Origin of the sequence: Clostridium sp. JS66, assembly GCF_033561535.1 — a bacterium.
Classification (GTDB): domain Bacteria; phylum Bacillota; class Clostridia; order Clostridiales; family Clostridiaceae; genus Clostridium_AM; species Clostridium_AM carboxidivorans.
On record NZ_CP131467.1, the window covers coordinates 4758668 to 4776018 of the forward strand.

A 17351-nucleotide genomic window follows, 5' to 3' on the forward strand; every position below is an offset into this window, starting at 1 on the left:
CTGCTTACTTGGCAGTGTTTTTTTATACCTATATTAATTGTCTAATTTTCATATTTTATACATTGTGGATATTGTGAAGAAAGGTTGATTTAATTTGACTTTTTACATATTTTTTTCTATCGTAAGATTATTTAATCTGCATTTTTACCATATTATTACTTAATTTAGGTTGAAATAATTTGACTTTGAATAGCTTAAATAATTTGACGCGTAACAGTTATTACTATTTCATCGACTACATCTCCAAATTTTTCAGTATCATCTTTAAACTGTATCACCCTATTTCCATAAACATCCGTTTGGCTTATATCCACTGCTTGCTCTCGCTGTGTTATATTATCTGTTCTTGTAAGCTTTATTAAGTCATTTGCTAATACTCCTTTTCCTGCATATACTGAACTTCCTAAGGAATTTTTCTTTATAATATCCTTATGATTAAATAATACCACTATACTATTTTGGTTTTGAAATATTCCTGATGCAACATCTTTACTTCCATCATGAATAATACTTTGACTTCCAAAAAGTACTTCTCCATGGTTACCTTTAAACATATATCCAGTATGGAATTCTGCCACACTTGGCTCTGACCCGTCTCCTGTCTGGAAATAGAATTTATACTGATTCTTTGTACTTCCATCAATGTTTCCTATCGGATTTCCTTCTATGTCCGTTACTCCATTTACTACTACTTCATACGTTTTGTTCTTTTCTAATCCGTTAGCATTTGGTTTTATTGTTATCTTCTTTCCATCTGTTGATAAGCTTACTTCATATTTGTCATTTTCTATCGGCGTACTACTTCCGTTTTCATATATCTTTACTGTATTTGCATTTACATTTGTCAGCTTATCATCCAAATCCACATATCCGTTTAGATAACTCCAAACAGATTCAACTATAAATCCACTATAACTGCCATCTATTTTTATATCTGTTATTAAACTTCCCGCATTAAGGCTTGAACCAATATTATTAACACTTGATTCCACTTTATTTAACCCCAGCATTGGTGATGGTCCAGTTACAAACCCTATACTTTGAGGGTTACTTATGATATTTCCCGATGCACTTGTTATATCTCCAATTATCAATTTATACTTAGAATTTTCTATAATACCTGGCATATTTATTGATGAATTTGCACTTATTATTATTTTATCTTTCCCCTCTGAATTTAAGTCTGTATTGTCTAAAACTCTTACTTGCTCATATCCATATCTATTTTTCCCACTTAAATCTACTTGCGTTTCATTCCCATTCAAGTTATCTACTTTAACAAGCTTTACCAAATCATTTATTAATATTCCATTTCCTGCATATACCGAACTTCCTAAAGAATTTTTCTTTATTATGTCATTATCGTTAAATTCTATAACTATATTATGATAATAACTATTTTGATCTGCAAATACACCTGTTGCTCCATCTTTCAAATCTCGTTCTTTATTTTTATACATTCCAAACTCATCATATGTCATATATACTTTTCCAACGCTTAATACTGTTCCGTCTCCTGTCTGAAAATAGAATCTATACTGATTCTTTATACTTCCATCAATGTTTCCTATCGGATTTCCTTCTATGTCCTTTACTCCATTTACTACTACTGCATATGTTTTGTTCTTTTGTAGTCCGTTAGCATTTGGTTTTATTATTATCTTCTTTCCGTCTGGTGATAATACTACTGAATATGCATCAGAACTTAATGGTGTTGAACTTCCATTTTCATAAACTTTTATTGTATCCACATTTACATTTGTTAGCATGTCTTCTTTATCACTATAACCTGTGTCTAATACAAATCCATTATAGCTTCCATCTACTTTTACATCTGTTATTAAACTTCCAGAATTTATGCTAGATCCAGAATTTTCTACATTTGATTCTTCTCTATTCAACTGCAGCACTGGTGCAGGTCCAGTTGAAAAATTTAATGTCTGAGGATTTGTTATCTTGTTTCCTGCTTCATCTGTAATATTTCCTATTAATAGCTTGTACGCTGAATTTTGTACTAGCCCTTCCATATTCATTGATGAAGTAGTATTGATTATTATCTCATCGTTTTCTCCAGACTCTGTATTATCTACTAACTTTATAATATTATTTCCATAATTATTTACTCCACTTAAATTTAACTCAGTTTCTATTTTATTTATGCCATCTAATTTTTCAAGTTTTATTAAATCATTTGGCAAATTTCCTATTCCTGCATATACCGAACTTCCTTTATTATCCTTTTTAATTATATCATTATCGTTAAATTCTATTATTATCTTTTCAACATCTTTTACATTTACACTCATTTGCCCATTATTTAAATCTTGTGCACCCTGTGAATAATCACCATAAGGTACTGTATATATTTTTTTTATACTTGGTACTACGGATCCTGCTTCATTACTAGCTGTAATTTTACTAGCTTTCACATTTGCAGAAGAACTCGTAGATACTGTAGCATCATAATATGTACTTTGCTGCTTGTCTGCATTTGTTGTGCTTACTTTTTTTTCTGTTTTAATCTTATTTTTATTTAAATCTGAAGATTGAGTTTGTAGGCTCGTGTTATACCTGGGATAATCTTTAATTCCATACTTATTTTCTACAATACTAGTACTTTTAAAAGGCTTGCTTATTTGGCCACTATTTTTCGAAATTTTACTTATTTCACTAATATTTGAATAAGCATGCACGTTAGATATTTGTGATGATATATACGAAGTTGAGAAAACAGCTAAGCTTAAAAGAGCACTAATTTTTCTACCTACTTCTGAATTTTTCTTCAAATTGAACCACCTACCTATATTTTATCTTATTTGATAATAATTTCATTATACACTAATATTTATCTTGATTCTATATAGACTAACTGGTCATTTGTGTAAAACTGTAGTATAAATTTTATTTTCATTATAAATTTCATTAAAGTTTCTCTTTTAATAAAGTTTTTGCTCAACACAAAGTAACAATTCTATTCATAAATGTTTATTTTTTCTTGAACGTACACTCCAGAAATGTTTCTCTAAGGGTACTATATATTGCAATCATATAGAATTAAAAATAATTTATTTTAATTAACAGGAAGTACTATCTCAATTATTGTTCCCTTGGGAACATTTTTCTCAGCTCTTATAGTTCCTCCATGCTTTAACACTATCCATTTAGCAATAGATAAACCTAATCCTGTGCCACCTGTTTCCCTTGCTCTACTTTTATCCCCTCTATAGAATCTTTCAAATATTAATTCTTTTTCTTCCTCTCTTATACCTGCACCATCATCTTTTACAACAATACTGCATTTATTATCCTTCCTTTTAACACTTATCTCAATATTTCCCTGTTCATACGTATACTTTAATGCATTATCCAAAAGAATTACCAAAAGTTGATGTATTCTCTTTTCATCACAATTTATAGTTAAACCTTTCATTTCCTCTATCCTCATATATTTATGTTCTATTTCCGCTATTTCAATGTATGGTTCAGATACTTTTTTTATTAGTTCTGTTATATCTACAGGTCTTTTTTCTATTTCTACTGCATTAGAATCAGAACGAGCAAGTGTTAATAAATCAGATACTAATTTAGATAATCTTCTTGTTTCAGAAAGAGCTATACCTAAATAACTTGCATTTTCTATTACTTTACTATTTGGTTTTTGAAAAACTAATTGTACTTGAGATTGTATCACGGTTAACGGTGTTCTCATTTCATGAGAAGCATCTTCAACAAACTGCCTCTGTTTTTCCCATGCAGTAACTATTGGCACCATAGTTCTCTGCGCTAAAAACCATCCTGCTGATATAGAGACTAAAAATATTATTCCTCCACCTAAAATTATAATTTTCAAAACATTATCCATAAACTCTTTCTCTGAGTTTGTATTTCTAAGTAATTGAACCATAACAGTTTTACCATTTAATTGGTCACTAAAGGCTATTGTTCTAAAATTAAATTTTTTGAACTTAACATCGTATAATTCATCTATTTTTACTGGCTTAATGTATTCTTCATTACTTTTATAAAATATAGGCATATGTGTATCCGAAAGAATATTTCCTTTATTATCCCTTACTATGGAAATCACTCTAGGATCTAACATAGATAAATTAGGATTGCTGTTTTTAAGATTCATTTCAATTATTCTTCTAGAAATAGCTAAGCTTCTATCTACTTCCGCATACAAACTTGATTTTGTATAAAAATATATAACTATATTAAACATTAAAAAAAGTATAAAAAAAACTACGGCATTTATCAATGTAAGTTTAAGTTTTAATTTTTTAAACATTTATTCTCCTCATCTATTTTAAACATATACCCTACTCCTCTTATGGTCTTTATATAATTATGGCAGCCATATTGTTCTAATATCTTTCTTAGCTTATGTATATATACTTCTACAATATTTATAGTAGTATCTGATTCAAATCCCCATATTCTATGAAATATTTGTTCTTTTGTGAGAATAGCGCCTTTATTATTAATTAAGTACTCTAAAATATCAAACAATTTAGTTTGAAGCTCTATTTTTTCCCCATTGATGAATAGTTCCCTAGACTTAATATTAAGCTCTAATATACCGCATTTTAATATATTTTGAGATACAAGTGCTCCAGATCTTCTAAGCAATGCATCTATTCTAATTTTTAATTCTTCTATATAAAAAGGCTTGACAATATAATCGTCAGCTCCCATTTTAAAGCCTTTTATTTTATCCTCCAAAGAATCCTTTGCAGTGAGAAACAATACTGGAGTATATATGCCTTCCTGTCTAATAGTCTTAAGTATCTTATCACCACTTAAATTTGGAAGCATTACATCAAGAATTATACTATCATATATATTTTGCTGTGCCATGTATAGACCCTCTTCACCATCTGAAGCACTGTCTATGGCATAGTACTTATTTAAACTGTTTCTTATAGACTGTAAAATTAATCTATCATCTTCTACTACAAGTATTCTCATAGCATATTACTCCTTCTATTTATTATAAGTACCACCTTCTAAACACTTTTCTCCTGATAGTTTTTCCTAAGAATAAAACTATATTCTTAACATATTTGTAAATAACTAAAATGCTCACTTTATGGTTGACAGTTTTACTATTTTAACTATCTTCCATAAAGCGAGCATATATAACTACAAAATATTTTAAATTATAACATTGAAACCACATAGGCTGTAAAAAGTTCAAAAAGTTCAATAAAATTTCTCGGATCTTTTCCCGAAACTTCCTTAATTCTTTCCAACCTATAATTTAATGTATTTCTATGCACATGTAAAGCTTGAGCAGTTGTTTGCATTTCTCCATTGTTATACACATAAACTATAAGAGTGTTTAAAAGATCTGCTTGATTTCCTTCCGATTTTAATATTTTAACTACTTCTTTTAAATTATAATCTTCTTTAATATTGGCAAGCATGGATATAAAGCATAAATCCTTGTATAAATAAATACTTTTATCTTTTTGAAGATGCTTTCCTATATGAAGTGCTTTAAAAGCTTGATTCATAGAAACTGAAATAATGTGCTCACTAAGTCCAACACCTACTTTTATATTTCCATACTGCTTTTTTTCTAAAGATTTTCTTAGAATATTTAAAAATGGTTTTTTCAAACTAATAAATGCCACAATAATATTCGGATTAAGCATAAAACAATATTCACCATTTTGAAGCAAAGAGTTTAAGTGATTTTTTAAACTTTTTAAAGATTCTTCCTCAGAATTTATTACTATTGCTATGTCGGGAACAGTTACATCTATTCCTAGTGAAAGCCCTCTTTCAATAAAACCTTGAGAATATTCTTCATTTAAATAAGCAAGTTCATATAAAAATTTCTCTTTTTCTTGTTCCTGTATACTTTGATTTTTCAAAACATATTCCTGACTAATTAAAAGTTCAGCAGTCACCCTCACTATCTCGCTAAAAGGCTTAACTATTTCAGGAACCCCAGTAATTCCTATAACTCCTAATAGATTTCCTTGAAAAAAAATTGGAGAGTTCACTCCTGGTCTCACTCCTTGGGAATGCTCACAATCAATTTCAACTATTTCTTTTATGTTTAAAGCTTGCTTTGCGCCTGAATGAAACTGATGGATTCTTTCAACATCTCCACTAGCTATAATTATTCCGTTCTCATCAGTAATAATAACATTATAAGGTATTACCTTCATCATCCTATCTACAATTTTTTGTGCTAATTCTTCTGATAACCGAATCATGATGTACCTCTCTTACATGTTTTTTTTAAATTAATCCCTGAAAAATCTTTGCCATTATAGGTGCAATTATAACAGTTATAAGTCCTGCAATACCTATAGAAAGACTGCTCATTGCTCCTTCAATTTCACCAAGTTCAATAGCCTTTGAAGTACCTACAGCATGAGAAGCTGTACCTAAAGCAACTCCTATAGCTACTTTATCCTTTATTTTTAATAATTTAAAAATAGTTGGTCCAATTATTGTTCCTACTATACCTGTTATTATTATCACAGCTACAGTTATAGAAGGTATACCACCTAGCTGCTTTGAAACTTCAATTCCAATAGGTGTAGTTATGGATTTAGGAATCATTGATAAATCTATTGACTTTGACAATCCAAATACATGACCTAAAATTATTACTGTAGTAATGCCTCCTAAAGTCCCCATAAAAATTCCAGAAAATATGGATACTGCATTGGCTTTAAAAAGTTTTATTTTTTTATAAAGAGGTACTGCCAATACTACAGTAGCTGGAGTCAATAAGAAGGTTATAAATTGACCTCCCTTATTATAATCATCTATACTTATATTAACATATTTTAAAACCATTATAACCAAGGCTATGCTTATTAAAAGTGGATTTAAAAGTGCCAACTTTGTTTTTTTATTTACAATACAGCCTATTTCAAAGGTTATTAAAGATATCATTATTCCAAAAAGCGGTGTAGAAATTAAATTTTTCACTTTAACCATCTCCTTTTAATCAACTGAATAGTCACACCTGTAACAGCCATAACAACAATAGTAGATATAAATATTATAAGAATTATGTACTGCCAACAATTTTTTATAGTGGCGACACTAGCAATTAATCCTACTCCTGCTGGAACGAAGAAAAAGGGTAAATGATCAAGTAAAAATTTACTAACATCTTCTATCATTTCAACTTTAATAATTCCAGAGCATAAAAAAATTAATAATAATATCATTCCAATTACATTTCCAGGTATAGTTAACTTAAATAATAACTTAATTAGTTCTCCTAAAAAGCAAATTGCAGTAATTATACTTAGCTGTCTTACAAGTTTCATAAACACATCTCCTTTCCAAGCAAAAACTATTTGTTCATTTGCAATATTAAATGTATAATACTTAACATTATAGCTTAATTGATATAAATAAACATCAGTCAACAGTTTTATTTTTATTATAAATTTATTATGCAAATGAACAAAAGCTTTACTTCAAACAAAAGATACTGGTCTTACTCATGATATATATCCGAAAATTCTATTTTAGCTTTGTCTATAAATCTAGAAAAGCTTTTAGATTTAATATTTTGATCCAATTCTTCATTTTCTTTTACAGCTACTGCTGGTAATTCAACAATAAACTCACTTCCATAACCTAAAGTACTTTTCACATATATTCTTCCCTTTTGCATTTCAACTAATGATTTTACTAAAGCTAACCCTATTCCACTACCTTCTAGTTTTTTTGATAAAGATGTATCCACCTGTGTAAACCTATCAAAAATGCTATCTAACTTATCTTCTGGAATGCCTATACCTGTATCCTTAACTGAAATCTTAACCTTATCTTGTAAATCATAAATATTTACAAATATACTTCCACCTTCTTCTGTAAATTTAATTGCATTTGAAAGCAAATTAAGCATGATTCTTTCAATTTTATCTCCATCAAAAGCCATATATTTTTCTTCAACCTCTGTATCAAAAATTAATTCTATTCCTTGTGCTTGAACATAGCTTGCAGCAGATAAAGTAATTTCTTCTATTGTACTTATTATGTTTCCTTTAGTAAGTTTTAAGGATAAATATCCGCCCTCTATTTTTGTAGTATCAATTAAATTGTTTATTAATCTTAAAAGTCTTAAAGTGTTCTGACTCATAATATTGAGGTATTTGTCTATATCATATCCTGCAGTTAACTTATTTGCATTTATAGATTGAATCAACTGTATAGTGCTCCATATAACATTTAATGGAGTTCTTAGTTCATGGGACATATTTGTAAAAAATTCTGTTTTTAACTTATCATTTTTTATTACCTGAGAAAGTATTTTTTTATTTTCTTCAAAGCCCTCATTTAACTCTTCAACCTGTTTTGTAGTACTTTTCACTTTACCTTGAAGGCTAGTTACTTCTCCTGCCAAATGTTTCAAATCTATAAGAGTTTTTACCCTAGCCAATAGTTCAGATTTTTCAAAACGCTTTCTTAAATAATCATTAGCTCCATTTTTAAAAGATAGCACTAAGCTTTCTGTACGGTTGTCCCAGGTTGCAATTAAAATTGGTAAATCAAGTAAAGAATATTTTTCTCTCAGTATGCTGCATACTTCCCATCCTATCATATCTGGCAGCATTATATCCAAAATCACCATATCTATATTTTTATCATTATAAGCTATATTCAATGCTTCTTTGCCGCTTGCAGCGGTAATAATCGTATATTTTTCCTCTGACAAAAAATTTCCCATTACTTTTATATTTACAGACTCATCGTCTACAATTAGAATTTTGCCATTACTTTTACATTGTTCTAATTTTTTATTACAATTTTCGCTACAATCATAATTTTCTAATTCACCTATAGAATCATCTTTTTCAATATTCATAGATAATTTAGGTAGATTAAAAGTGAATTTAGCCCCCTCTCCCAATGTAGATTTTACTTCTAATTCACCACCATGAAGCTGAACTAATTTTTTAGTTACATATAATCCTAATCCAGAACCATGATATTGCTTATTTATACCATCAACTTGATTATAAGGCTGAAAAATTTTATAAATATCACTTTCATCTATTCCTACACCTGTATCCTCAATGGTAATAAAAACATAGTCACCTTTTTCAGCAGCAGAAATTTCTATTTGTCCTTCATTTGTAAACTTTACTGCATTTCCTATTAGATTGTATAAAATTTGTTGAATTCTATTTTCATCTCCATAAACATAAGGAATACTTTCTTCAACTTTATTCAATATTTCAATTGATTTATTGCTCATAAATGATTTAAAGGATTTTGTCACCATATTTATAAGCTGCCCTATATCTACAGGCTTCATTATTAAGTTTATATCATTACTTTTTATTTTTGAAAAATCTAATATATCATTTACCAGATTGGATAATCTCTTAGCGCTATTTTTAATTAAAATTAATGTTTCTTTTTCATCATTACTCAATTGCTTTGAATTACAATCTATAAGACTTTTTGAAAGTCCAACAATTCCATCTAATGGTGCCTTCAATTCATGAGATGTAGTTGCAAAAAAATCATCCTTCATTTTGTCAACTGACTTAAGCCTCTCCGTCATTTCTTCTATCTTTGAAAAAGCCATTGAAAATTTATCAGATGCCACATATGATTGAGCAAAAATAAAAATAAGAATTCCTATCGGAGCGTAAGACCCTGTATCAATTACCGAATATTCATATAAAATATCATTTATTCTTGTTCCTAAAAAAATAATCATAGCAATAATAACAATTGCATTATTAGATTTTTTTATAATATGCATATAAAGCATTTTACTTACAATATATAAAATTATAAAATCTGATATTATTTCAACAGGTAATATCAAGTTAATATAATATATTGGAGGTAATATTAATATAAGAAAAAAATAAGTTATACCTAAAATCTTTGAAAATTTGACTACTTTTTCACTTATAAGCTCAGTATAAAAATTACTCATAAACAATATAAGTACTGGTATATATATAAAGAAAGTCCATAAGAGTAATTTTACATTGATAATATAGTTCATGTTAGGAAATACCCAGTAAATTAGTCTTTCTCCTACCAATAAAGTTCTTAAACAAATTAATACACATACCACAGCAAAATATAAAGGAGCTTTGTCTTTTTTTCTTCTTATAAATAAAATAAAGTTATATATAGCAGCTGCCAAAGTAATTCCAAATAAAAATAAATCAAACCCTACTTTTTTAGCTCTCTCTTCACTAATTTGAGATTCACTTCCAAGTAATATACTATCAATTTCTGGCACACCATATTGAAAATTACTACTTTGAAGTACTATTTCAAACTCATTTGTATTGTTGTAAAATGAACCTAGTCTTGTGGCAAGTTTTCCATCAGTTTCATTTTTAGTCTTTCCTACTTCTCCACACTGTACAACTATTTTATCATTTACCCAAAGCTTATGAGCTGCTTGAATAAATTGAGTTTTAATAGCATATAAATCCTCTGAATCATTAGCAATTACTTTTAATCTATAGGTTGCATATCCTTGAGAATTTAGTTTTTCATTTCCAAATTTATAATTTTTAAAGCTTCCTGGAATATTAATTAGTCCTGTTTTCTTGACCTTCTGTTCAACTTTAAAATCCTCAGGTGTCAACAACTGTTTGTAATAAAATTCCCACTGTCCATCCAGTTTAACTATTCCTTGCTTTTTAAAATTCCAATCCCTTAAATCTAATACACCAGATTTAGCTACAGGCCTTTTATTTAATTCTTCTCTATCTTTGTTGATAAAAACCCCTAAAAGAGCTAAACTTACAATCAATAACATAATCAAAAAAGTTACCCTATGAATAACTAATTTAAAATTTTTCATAAAATTCTCCCTTTGTAATAAACTTAATTTACATTAAAGATACAAATAAGTTTAATGCTATATAAATATATTAACAAAATTTTAGTTATTTTTCCACATTTCGCTGGCATTTTAACTCGAATTTTGAAATTTACTTATTCATTGGTAAAAAATTTGAAAATATAAATAGAATATTGTTAATAATAAAAGAAGAGGCTCTCACCTCTCCTAACTTATCAAGTGCTATCTAACTTAAAAATAGTTTTTCATTTATAATTCTATCCAATTTTAAACTCTGTAAAACTTACAAAGATTATTTTCCACTTAGCAATTTATCTAAATACACTGATTTCATTTGTTTACTTGCCATAGCTTTCTTTACAGGTGGAAGTTTTAAAATAGCTGATAAAACTGCTGCCATAGCCCTATGGCTTAAAAGAGCTTTATTATCAAAAATAAGCTCCTGAAGTTTACCTTTTTCAATAGCTTGAAGTACAATTCTATGAGTTGTATTAGCTGGAGTTATTATCTGTTTTTCCCTATGTTTAAGATATATACCTTTTTTATGACAATTTCTAGCACAAATACCACATCCAAGGCACACGTTTTCATCTGTTCTAGCTTTTTTTGTTACAGGATCAATTTTTATAGCATCTATAGGACATGCATTTGCACATTTACCACATCCAATACAACTTTCCTCTATAAATTCTGGAAGAAATGCAGTAGTCTGAATAGGAGTCAAATATCCAAATTTCTTAATTGCCAACATACCTTCGCAGCAACAGCCACAACAATTACAAAGAAATACTGATCCATTTCTAACATTTTCACCACATTGAACTAGATTATATTCATATGCCATATTTAATATTTCCAAAGCCTCAACTGAATCTATAGCCCTACCATATCCATTTTTACTTAAAGTGTATGCACTATTCCCAAATGTTAAGCAAGTTTCCATAGGTGCATAACACTGTTTTCCTAAATGTTTCATCTTATGCCTGCAAAAACACATACTTACAGTAATAAATCTAGCCTCTTTAATCACATTGCTAGCTCTATCATAATCCATTATCTCTAGTTCATTTTCTCTTGAAAGAACTCCTTCCTGCACAAAAACCTTTCCGAATCTTGTTTCTGTCCCTAAAAATAGATCCTTGATAAAGTCTTCTTCTACATTTAAATACTGAAAGTACAACTCTGATAATGTTTTTTGATCGATATCATCTCTAGTTCTCATAAGGGAGAATTCAAAAAATCCAATCATAGGTGGTGGAAGACAATATTCCTTTTTTTCATCATAGTCAATATCCATAAGAATAGCCTTTGAAGCAAGCTTCTGAAGGATATTCTCAGTGCTAGCTTCACTTATCTTCCAAATTTCGCTTGCAGTTTTAATAGTAAAAGGCTTTATAGGCAGCATTGCCACCAGTTCTGCCTCCTTTTCTGTAAAAAGCATACTCAGTATTTTATATAATGTTTTTGAAGGCGGCGCACCTTGTGGAAATCTATTAATTCTTTCTTCCAATCTCTTATAAGCTTCTTTATTTGAAATGTGAGACATATCTTCACAACCTTTTTTAACTTATATTCTACTATACAAATAAGTTATTTTGAATTTATTATTTCCAAAAGCTCCTTTTTATTTCTAGGCACACTTTCTTCAAATTTTATTTTTCCACTGCTTACTAAATTTTGAAAAATTTCAAGAATTAAAGGCTTTTGAAGATAACACTCACTTATAAGCTTATCATCTGAAAATATTTCATAAGGAGTACCTTCTTTAACTACTTCCCCATCTCTCATAACAAAAATATAATCTGACCAAGAATAAGCTAGCTCTACATCATGTGTTGATAGTATTACTGTAATTCCTTTTTCATTGATACTATCAAATATATCAACAATTTGGCTAGAATGTTTTGGATCAAGACTGGAAGTAGGCTCATCAAATACTATTACTTCCGGATTCATAACAAGTATATCTGCAATTGATACCCTTTTCTTCTGACCATAGCTTAAAAAATGAACAGCTTTTTCTCTATAATCATACATACCTATACCTTGTAAAGCTCCATCAACTCTTTTCCTGACTTCAGTTTCTTCAAGCTTCAAATTCATAGCTCCAAAGGAAACTTCTTGATATACGCTAGCTGAAAAAAGTTGGTTTTCTGGATCTTGAAATACTATTCCTACATTTTTTCTCAATTGCAATAAGGATTTTGAATTATACTTTACTATATCACCTTTATATATTAGATCACCATTACTTGGCTTTAAAACTCCATTAAAATTTAAAAATAATGTGGACTTTCCCGAACCATTAACACCTATAAATGATATTTTTTTGCCTTTCTCTATTTTAATATTTACATTTTTTAAAGCTTTAGTACCATCTGGATAATTAAAGCTTAAATCTTTCGTTTCAATTATGTATTCGCTCATTAAATGATTCCCCCAAAAATATTCTTGCTCAAACTTATAGTTACTAATATTACTTCTACAATTATTATAACAAATATATTCCTGTATGAAATTTTAAAGTTATCCTCTATTAAATTTATTTCACCATCGTAACACCTAGATTCCATAGCAGTATAAATGTCTTGTGAACGTTTGTATGAACTTATAAAAAGCGAAGTAACTAATTTTCCTAAAGAATTATAACCTGTACTTATTTTTGAGTATCCAAGTCTTGAATTCTGCGATATGAAAATCATGTTAGCTGTATCAAGTAATACAAAAATAAATCTATACACAAGACCCATTAGTTCTACAAATAACTTAGGTGCCTTAAATTTTCTAAGCACTGTTAAAATCTCAAATACAGGAGTTGTTAGTGCTAAAAAATACAAGCATGAAACTGATGCAAGTGCTTTAAAAAATATTTTTGAAGCCATAAGAAAGCTTGTTTTTGTACATCCAAGTTTAATATTAAAAATGTGAAAGCTAAATAGTATTTCTTTACTATCTCCAACAGTATTTATTGCTATTGTAACAATTCCAATAACCAGGAACACTAAAGGAATTAAAATCAATTCACCATAAGATTTAGCTGGTATCTTACCTTTAAAAATAGTTATAGCTGCCATAAATAATACTACTAATATTGAATATACTATATTATTTAAAGATATACACAATATCATAGTTAAAATAGAAAACATAAATTTTTCCATAGGATTAACTTTTCTAAGTTCTGATACATATGCCAATTTATCTATAGAAATCATTATTTTTCACTTCCGTCTTTTTTAGATTTTCCCTTCATATATCCAAAATAGTAACATACAACTCCTGAACCGACAGCAGCCTGAAGTGCAAATAAAAGGCTCTCTATCTCACTACTTGGTGGCTGCCAAACTGGTGAAGCCCATTGTTTATAATTAGGTTTAATTTGTGTAATTGCCTTTTCTGCCTGATCATCTGAACCACCAAATTCAGCATGCTTTAAGAACAACATAGGGACTACAGTAATGGCTACTACAAGGAAAGCTAATATTAAATTTTTTTTCAATAAATTATTGTTTTTAGTTTGTACATGCATACCATTAAGCCTCCTTTGGTATAACATTTAATTCTATAAGTTCTTGCTTGTTATAATTACTTAAAAGATTAAAAACTATAACTGTTAATATTCCTTCACTTATTGCTAATGGAATTTGCGTTACAGCAAATATACCCATAAACTTTATTACAGATGTTGCAATTCCACCTGTAGCATCTGGAAATGCTAATGCTAACTCAAAAGATGCAGTAACGTATGTCATTAAATCTCCCAGCATTGCTGCAGAAAATACTGATATAGATTGTGATACTTTTAATTTTTTTAGTAATTTATATGTAAAATATGACACTAAAGGTCCTACAACTGCCATAGAAAATGTATTAGCACCTAAAGTTGTTAATCCTCCATGTGCAAGAAGTAATGCTTGAAAAATAAGAACTATAACACCTAAAACGCTCATAACCGTAGGTCCAAAAAGTATAGCTCCAAGTCCCACTCCTGTTGGATGTGAACAACTTCCTGTTACTGATGGTATTTTTAAAGCAGAAAGAACAAAAGCAAAAGCCCCAGCCATAGCTATTAACATTTTTGTTTTAGGATTTAACCTTATTTTTTCCTTTATAGAAAATAATCCAACCACAATAAAAGGTATACATACAATTCCCCATGTAATGCACCATTTTGGTGGAAGAAATCCTTCCATAATGTGCATTGCAAACACATTTTTAGGAATACATAATATTGCAATAAAAATTCCTAAAGAAATTTGATATTTTTTTGACATAACTACACCCCTTTTATTACATAAATAATCGTAGCCTATAAAACGATAATGGTGCTCGTACTACTAAAAATTCTACTAATTGCCAAAACTATTCCAATAAAAATAAAAAGGAACTTCTTCTGGAAGTTCCTAATAATCAAATTTAAAAGCACACATACTGTTTATCCTAAACATAACTAATTTCCTTGTACGTTTTTAATTAGGTTATGTTAATTTAGATAAAATAACAGTTTTTATGCATCTTCTTTCCCTCCGAAAGATTGCAGTAAACAGTACTAGGCAGGTCTCCTGACTCACGGGTCTTCCTCCTTCTTCCTTCCCAGATAAATCCATAGGATCCAGTGGATATAGAATTTGTCGCCGTATACAGTAGCGGGGGCTGTAATGGATTTTCACCACTTTCCCTTTTAATTAACGTTATAAACCTAACACTTCACTATTTAATTTTACAATTAAAATTGTACATTATTTTTCAAATTATGTCAACATAATATTCTGAAATTACTATTTTTTAAAACAATTGCTTCAACACAAATAACAATTGTAATTCTACATGTATTTAGCTTAATTTTTTTTCATATATTCTAAAACATCAAAAAAATTATCAAAGTTATGATAAGGTAATTCTTTATTTTCATAGTGTTGTTTTAAAAAAGATTTAGCAAAAACTACATCTGCATCTTTAGACGCACATATATCCGAATGACCATCTCCAATATAATAAACCTTATATCCTCTGTTTTTTAAATCATCTACTATTCTTTTTTTACAATTTCCACAAAATCCACATTCTCCAGATGAATTTAAAAAAGATAATTTCCAACCATTATCATATTTTGCGCTGTTACATACAACTTTCAGACCTTGAAAACCATATGTTTTCAATATTTCATTTATGTAAATATCATATCCATCAGAAGCTACTATCATTTCATAGGAATTTTTCTTTACTTCCTCAACAAACTCTCTAAATCCTCTATTTATGGGAAATTCTCTAACAAAATTTTTTATGTATTCTTCATCATGTTTAATTAAATCCCACTGCATCTTACCACATTGAGCGGTTCCTATTTTTTTGCTTACCCACAAGTCTCCTATTTCTTTCCACCCTTCATCTGCCAGCTGCTTTATTATAGAAAATCCTACATCCTGTACTGTTATAGTTCCATCAAAATCAACTACAAAAGCTTTTTTCAATTAAATTCCTCCTCGTCTTACTACCATTTTAACTCAAATTAACATGAGAACCATTCTAATTAACTTAATTAAATCTATTAGAAATTTATTTAATCCTTATTATAATATAGTAAATATAAAAAGAAATAACAAGTCAATATACACATTAAGTTGTATAGTGACAAGTTATCTCTTTATTACATATCTTATATCTTTTTAGGCACTCTACCTGAAAGAGCATTATAAGAGTACATGAGTATTGATATTGCATAGGAACTTACAACAGTCAAAACTAATGTTTCTACCATCCTTGGAATCCACAAGATCATAAATCCTTTAGTTGCAACGGCTGGTGTGAAAATTAGTATAAAATAGGTATTTATGGTAGACACTATAATTCCTGCTATTCCCGTAGCGATAACTATTTTAAAGAAGTTATCATAAACATAACCATAATTAATATCATTACGCCTATTTATTATATTGTTTATTATAAGAAGAACAAATGCTACTGCTCCAATTAATACAAATCCAACTCCAAGATATTGTGCTTTTTTGCCAAAATGCATAAACATTTTTCCTAAATAAGAATTTTGCATATTCATAATCACTAAAGTATTAAATACTCCTAATAATGTTAATACTGAAAAGAAAGCAATATAATATTTCTTTAAGCTTTCTATTGGAATTTTTCTTATTTTTTTCCAAACCACCGCTGGCAAATAACCTGCTAAAATATTGGTTAAAGTAAGCACTGGTATATATGCCCCCATAGGCATTAAAATATAACCAATTATATCTACTATACCACCTGCTGCTGCACCATATAATGGACCGAAAAGTAAACCTGGAAGTACATAAAAAATTGCAGCAAAACTTATTCTCATAGTAAGAGCACCACCAGCAGTAATCATTATAGAAAAGAACCTTAAAACTATAGATATACTGATACACAAAGCCGTCATTACAAGAAATTTTGTATTCATTTTACTTTTCATTTTATTATCTCCTATACAAATATTAATAAAATGTATACGTTTTATTTTCTAAAATACAACACCTCTTTTCTCTTT

Annotated in this window: 14 protein-coding genes and 1 riboswitch; all 14 genes read right to left on the minus strand. The window is 28.9% G+C overall.

Translation table 11 applies throughout. From position 1 onward, the window contains the following. Positions 1 to 194 precede the first annotated feature (194 nt). The 14 genes from Q6H37_RS21915 to Q6H37_RS21980 all read right to left on the minus strand — a co-directional run bounded on the left by Q6H37_RS21915 (position 195) and on the right by Q6H37_RS21980 (position 17276). Positions 195 to 2786, minus strand: coding sequence for an Ig-like domain-containing protein (locus Q6H37_RS21915; protein WP_318736596.1), 2592 nt, complete (start codon positions 2784 to 2786; stop codon positions 195 to 197). A gap of 284 nt (positions 2787 to 3070) precedes the next feature. Further along, a complete protein-coding gene (locus Q6H37_RS21920) occupies positions 3071 to 4291 on the minus strand; it encodes a HAMP domain-containing sensor histidine kinase (RefSeq protein WP_318736597.1) in 1221 nt (406 codons plus the stop codon). Beyond that, positions 4276 to 4971, minus strand: coding sequence for a response regulator transcription factor (locus tag Q6H37_RS21925; protein WP_318736598.1), 696 nt, complete (start codon positions 4969 to 4971; stop codon positions 4276 to 4278). Before Q6H37_RS21925 ends, Q6H37_RS21920 begins: the two co-directional genes overlap by 16 nt. Positions 4972 to 5162: 191 nt before the next feature. After that, entirely contained in the window at positions 5163 to 6230 is a 1068-nt protein-coding gene (locus Q6H37_RS21930; protein WP_318736599.1) for a CdaR family transcriptional regulator, read from the minus strand. A gap of 25 nt (positions 6231 to 6255) precedes the next feature. Next, positions 6256 to 6957, minus strand: coding sequence for an LrgB family protein (locus Q6H37_RS21935; protein WP_318736600.1), 702 nt, complete (start codon positions 6955 to 6957; stop codon positions 6256 to 6258). Then, entirely contained in the window at positions 6954 to 7304 is a 351-nt protein-coding gene (locus tag Q6H37_RS21940) for a CidA/LrgA family protein (RefSeq protein WP_007064476.1), read from the minus strand. The genes Q6H37_RS21935 and Q6H37_RS21940 overlap by 4 nt, the downstream gene beginning before the upstream one ends. A 173-nt stretch (positions 7305 to 7477) precedes the next feature. Then, the gene (locus Q6H37_RS21945) at positions 7478 to 10828 is read right to left on the minus strand and encodes an ATP-binding protein (protein WP_318736603.1); all 3351 of its coding nucleotides are present in this window, start codon (positions 10826 to 10828) and stop codon (positions 7478 to 7480) included. A 292-nt stretch (positions 10829 to 11120) separates the two neighbouring features. Continuing rightward, entirely contained in the window at positions 11121 to 12374 is a 1254-nt protein-coding gene (locus Q6H37_RS21950) for a 4Fe-4S dicluster domain-containing protein (RefSeq protein ID WP_318736605.1), read from the minus strand. Between the two features lie 44 nt (positions 12375 to 12418). Beyond that, on the minus strand, positions 12419 to 13255 hold the full coding sequence (locus tag Q6H37_RS21955) for an energy-coupling factor ABC transporter ATP-binding protein (protein ID WP_318736606.1): 837 nt from the start codon (positions 13253 to 13255) through the stop codon (positions 12419 to 12421). Next, positions 13255 to 14043 (minus strand): cobalt ECF transporter T component CbiQ, encoded by a 789-nt coding sequence (cbiQ, locus tag Q6H37_RS21960; protein ID WP_318736607.1) that lies wholly within the window; start codon positions 14041 to 14043, stop codon positions 13255 to 13257. The genes Q6H37_RS21955 and cbiQ overlap by 1 nt, the downstream gene beginning before the upstream one ends. Then, positions 14043 to 14357 carry an energy-coupling factor ABC transporter substrate-binding protein gene (locus Q6H37_RS21965; protein WP_007062110.1) on the minus strand — a complete coding sequence of 105 codons (315 nt, stop codon included), beginning with the start codon at positions 14355 to 14357 and terminating at the stop codon, positions 14043 to 14045. The genes cbiQ and Q6H37_RS21965 overlap by 1 nt, the downstream gene beginning before the upstream one ends. Before the next feature lie 4 nt (positions 14358 to 14361). Continuing rightward, positions 14362 to 15102: an energy-coupling factor ABC transporter permease gene (locus Q6H37_RS21970; protein ID WP_318736611.1), complete on the minus strand. Its 741-nt coding sequence runs from the start codon at positions 15100 to 15102 to the stop codon at positions 14362 to 14364. A gap of 260 nt (positions 15103 to 15362) precedes the next feature. Continuing rightward, positions 15363 to 15546, minus strand: a riboswitch (cobalamin riboswitch). Between the two features lie 120 nt (positions 15547 to 15666). Next, positions 15667 to 16299, minus strand: a complete 633-nt coding sequence (locus Q6H37_RS21975) for an MtnX-like HAD-IB family phosphatase (RefSeq protein WP_318736612.1) — start codon at positions 16297 to 16299, stop codon at positions 15667 to 15669. Between the two features lie 185 nt (positions 16300 to 16484). Beyond that, positions 16485 to 17276 (minus strand): ECF transporter S component, encoded by a 792-nt coding sequence (locus Q6H37_RS21980; RefSeq protein WP_318736614.1) that lies wholly within the window; start codon positions 17274 to 17276, stop codon positions 16485 to 16487. Positions 17277 to 17351 lie beyond the last annotated feature (75 nt).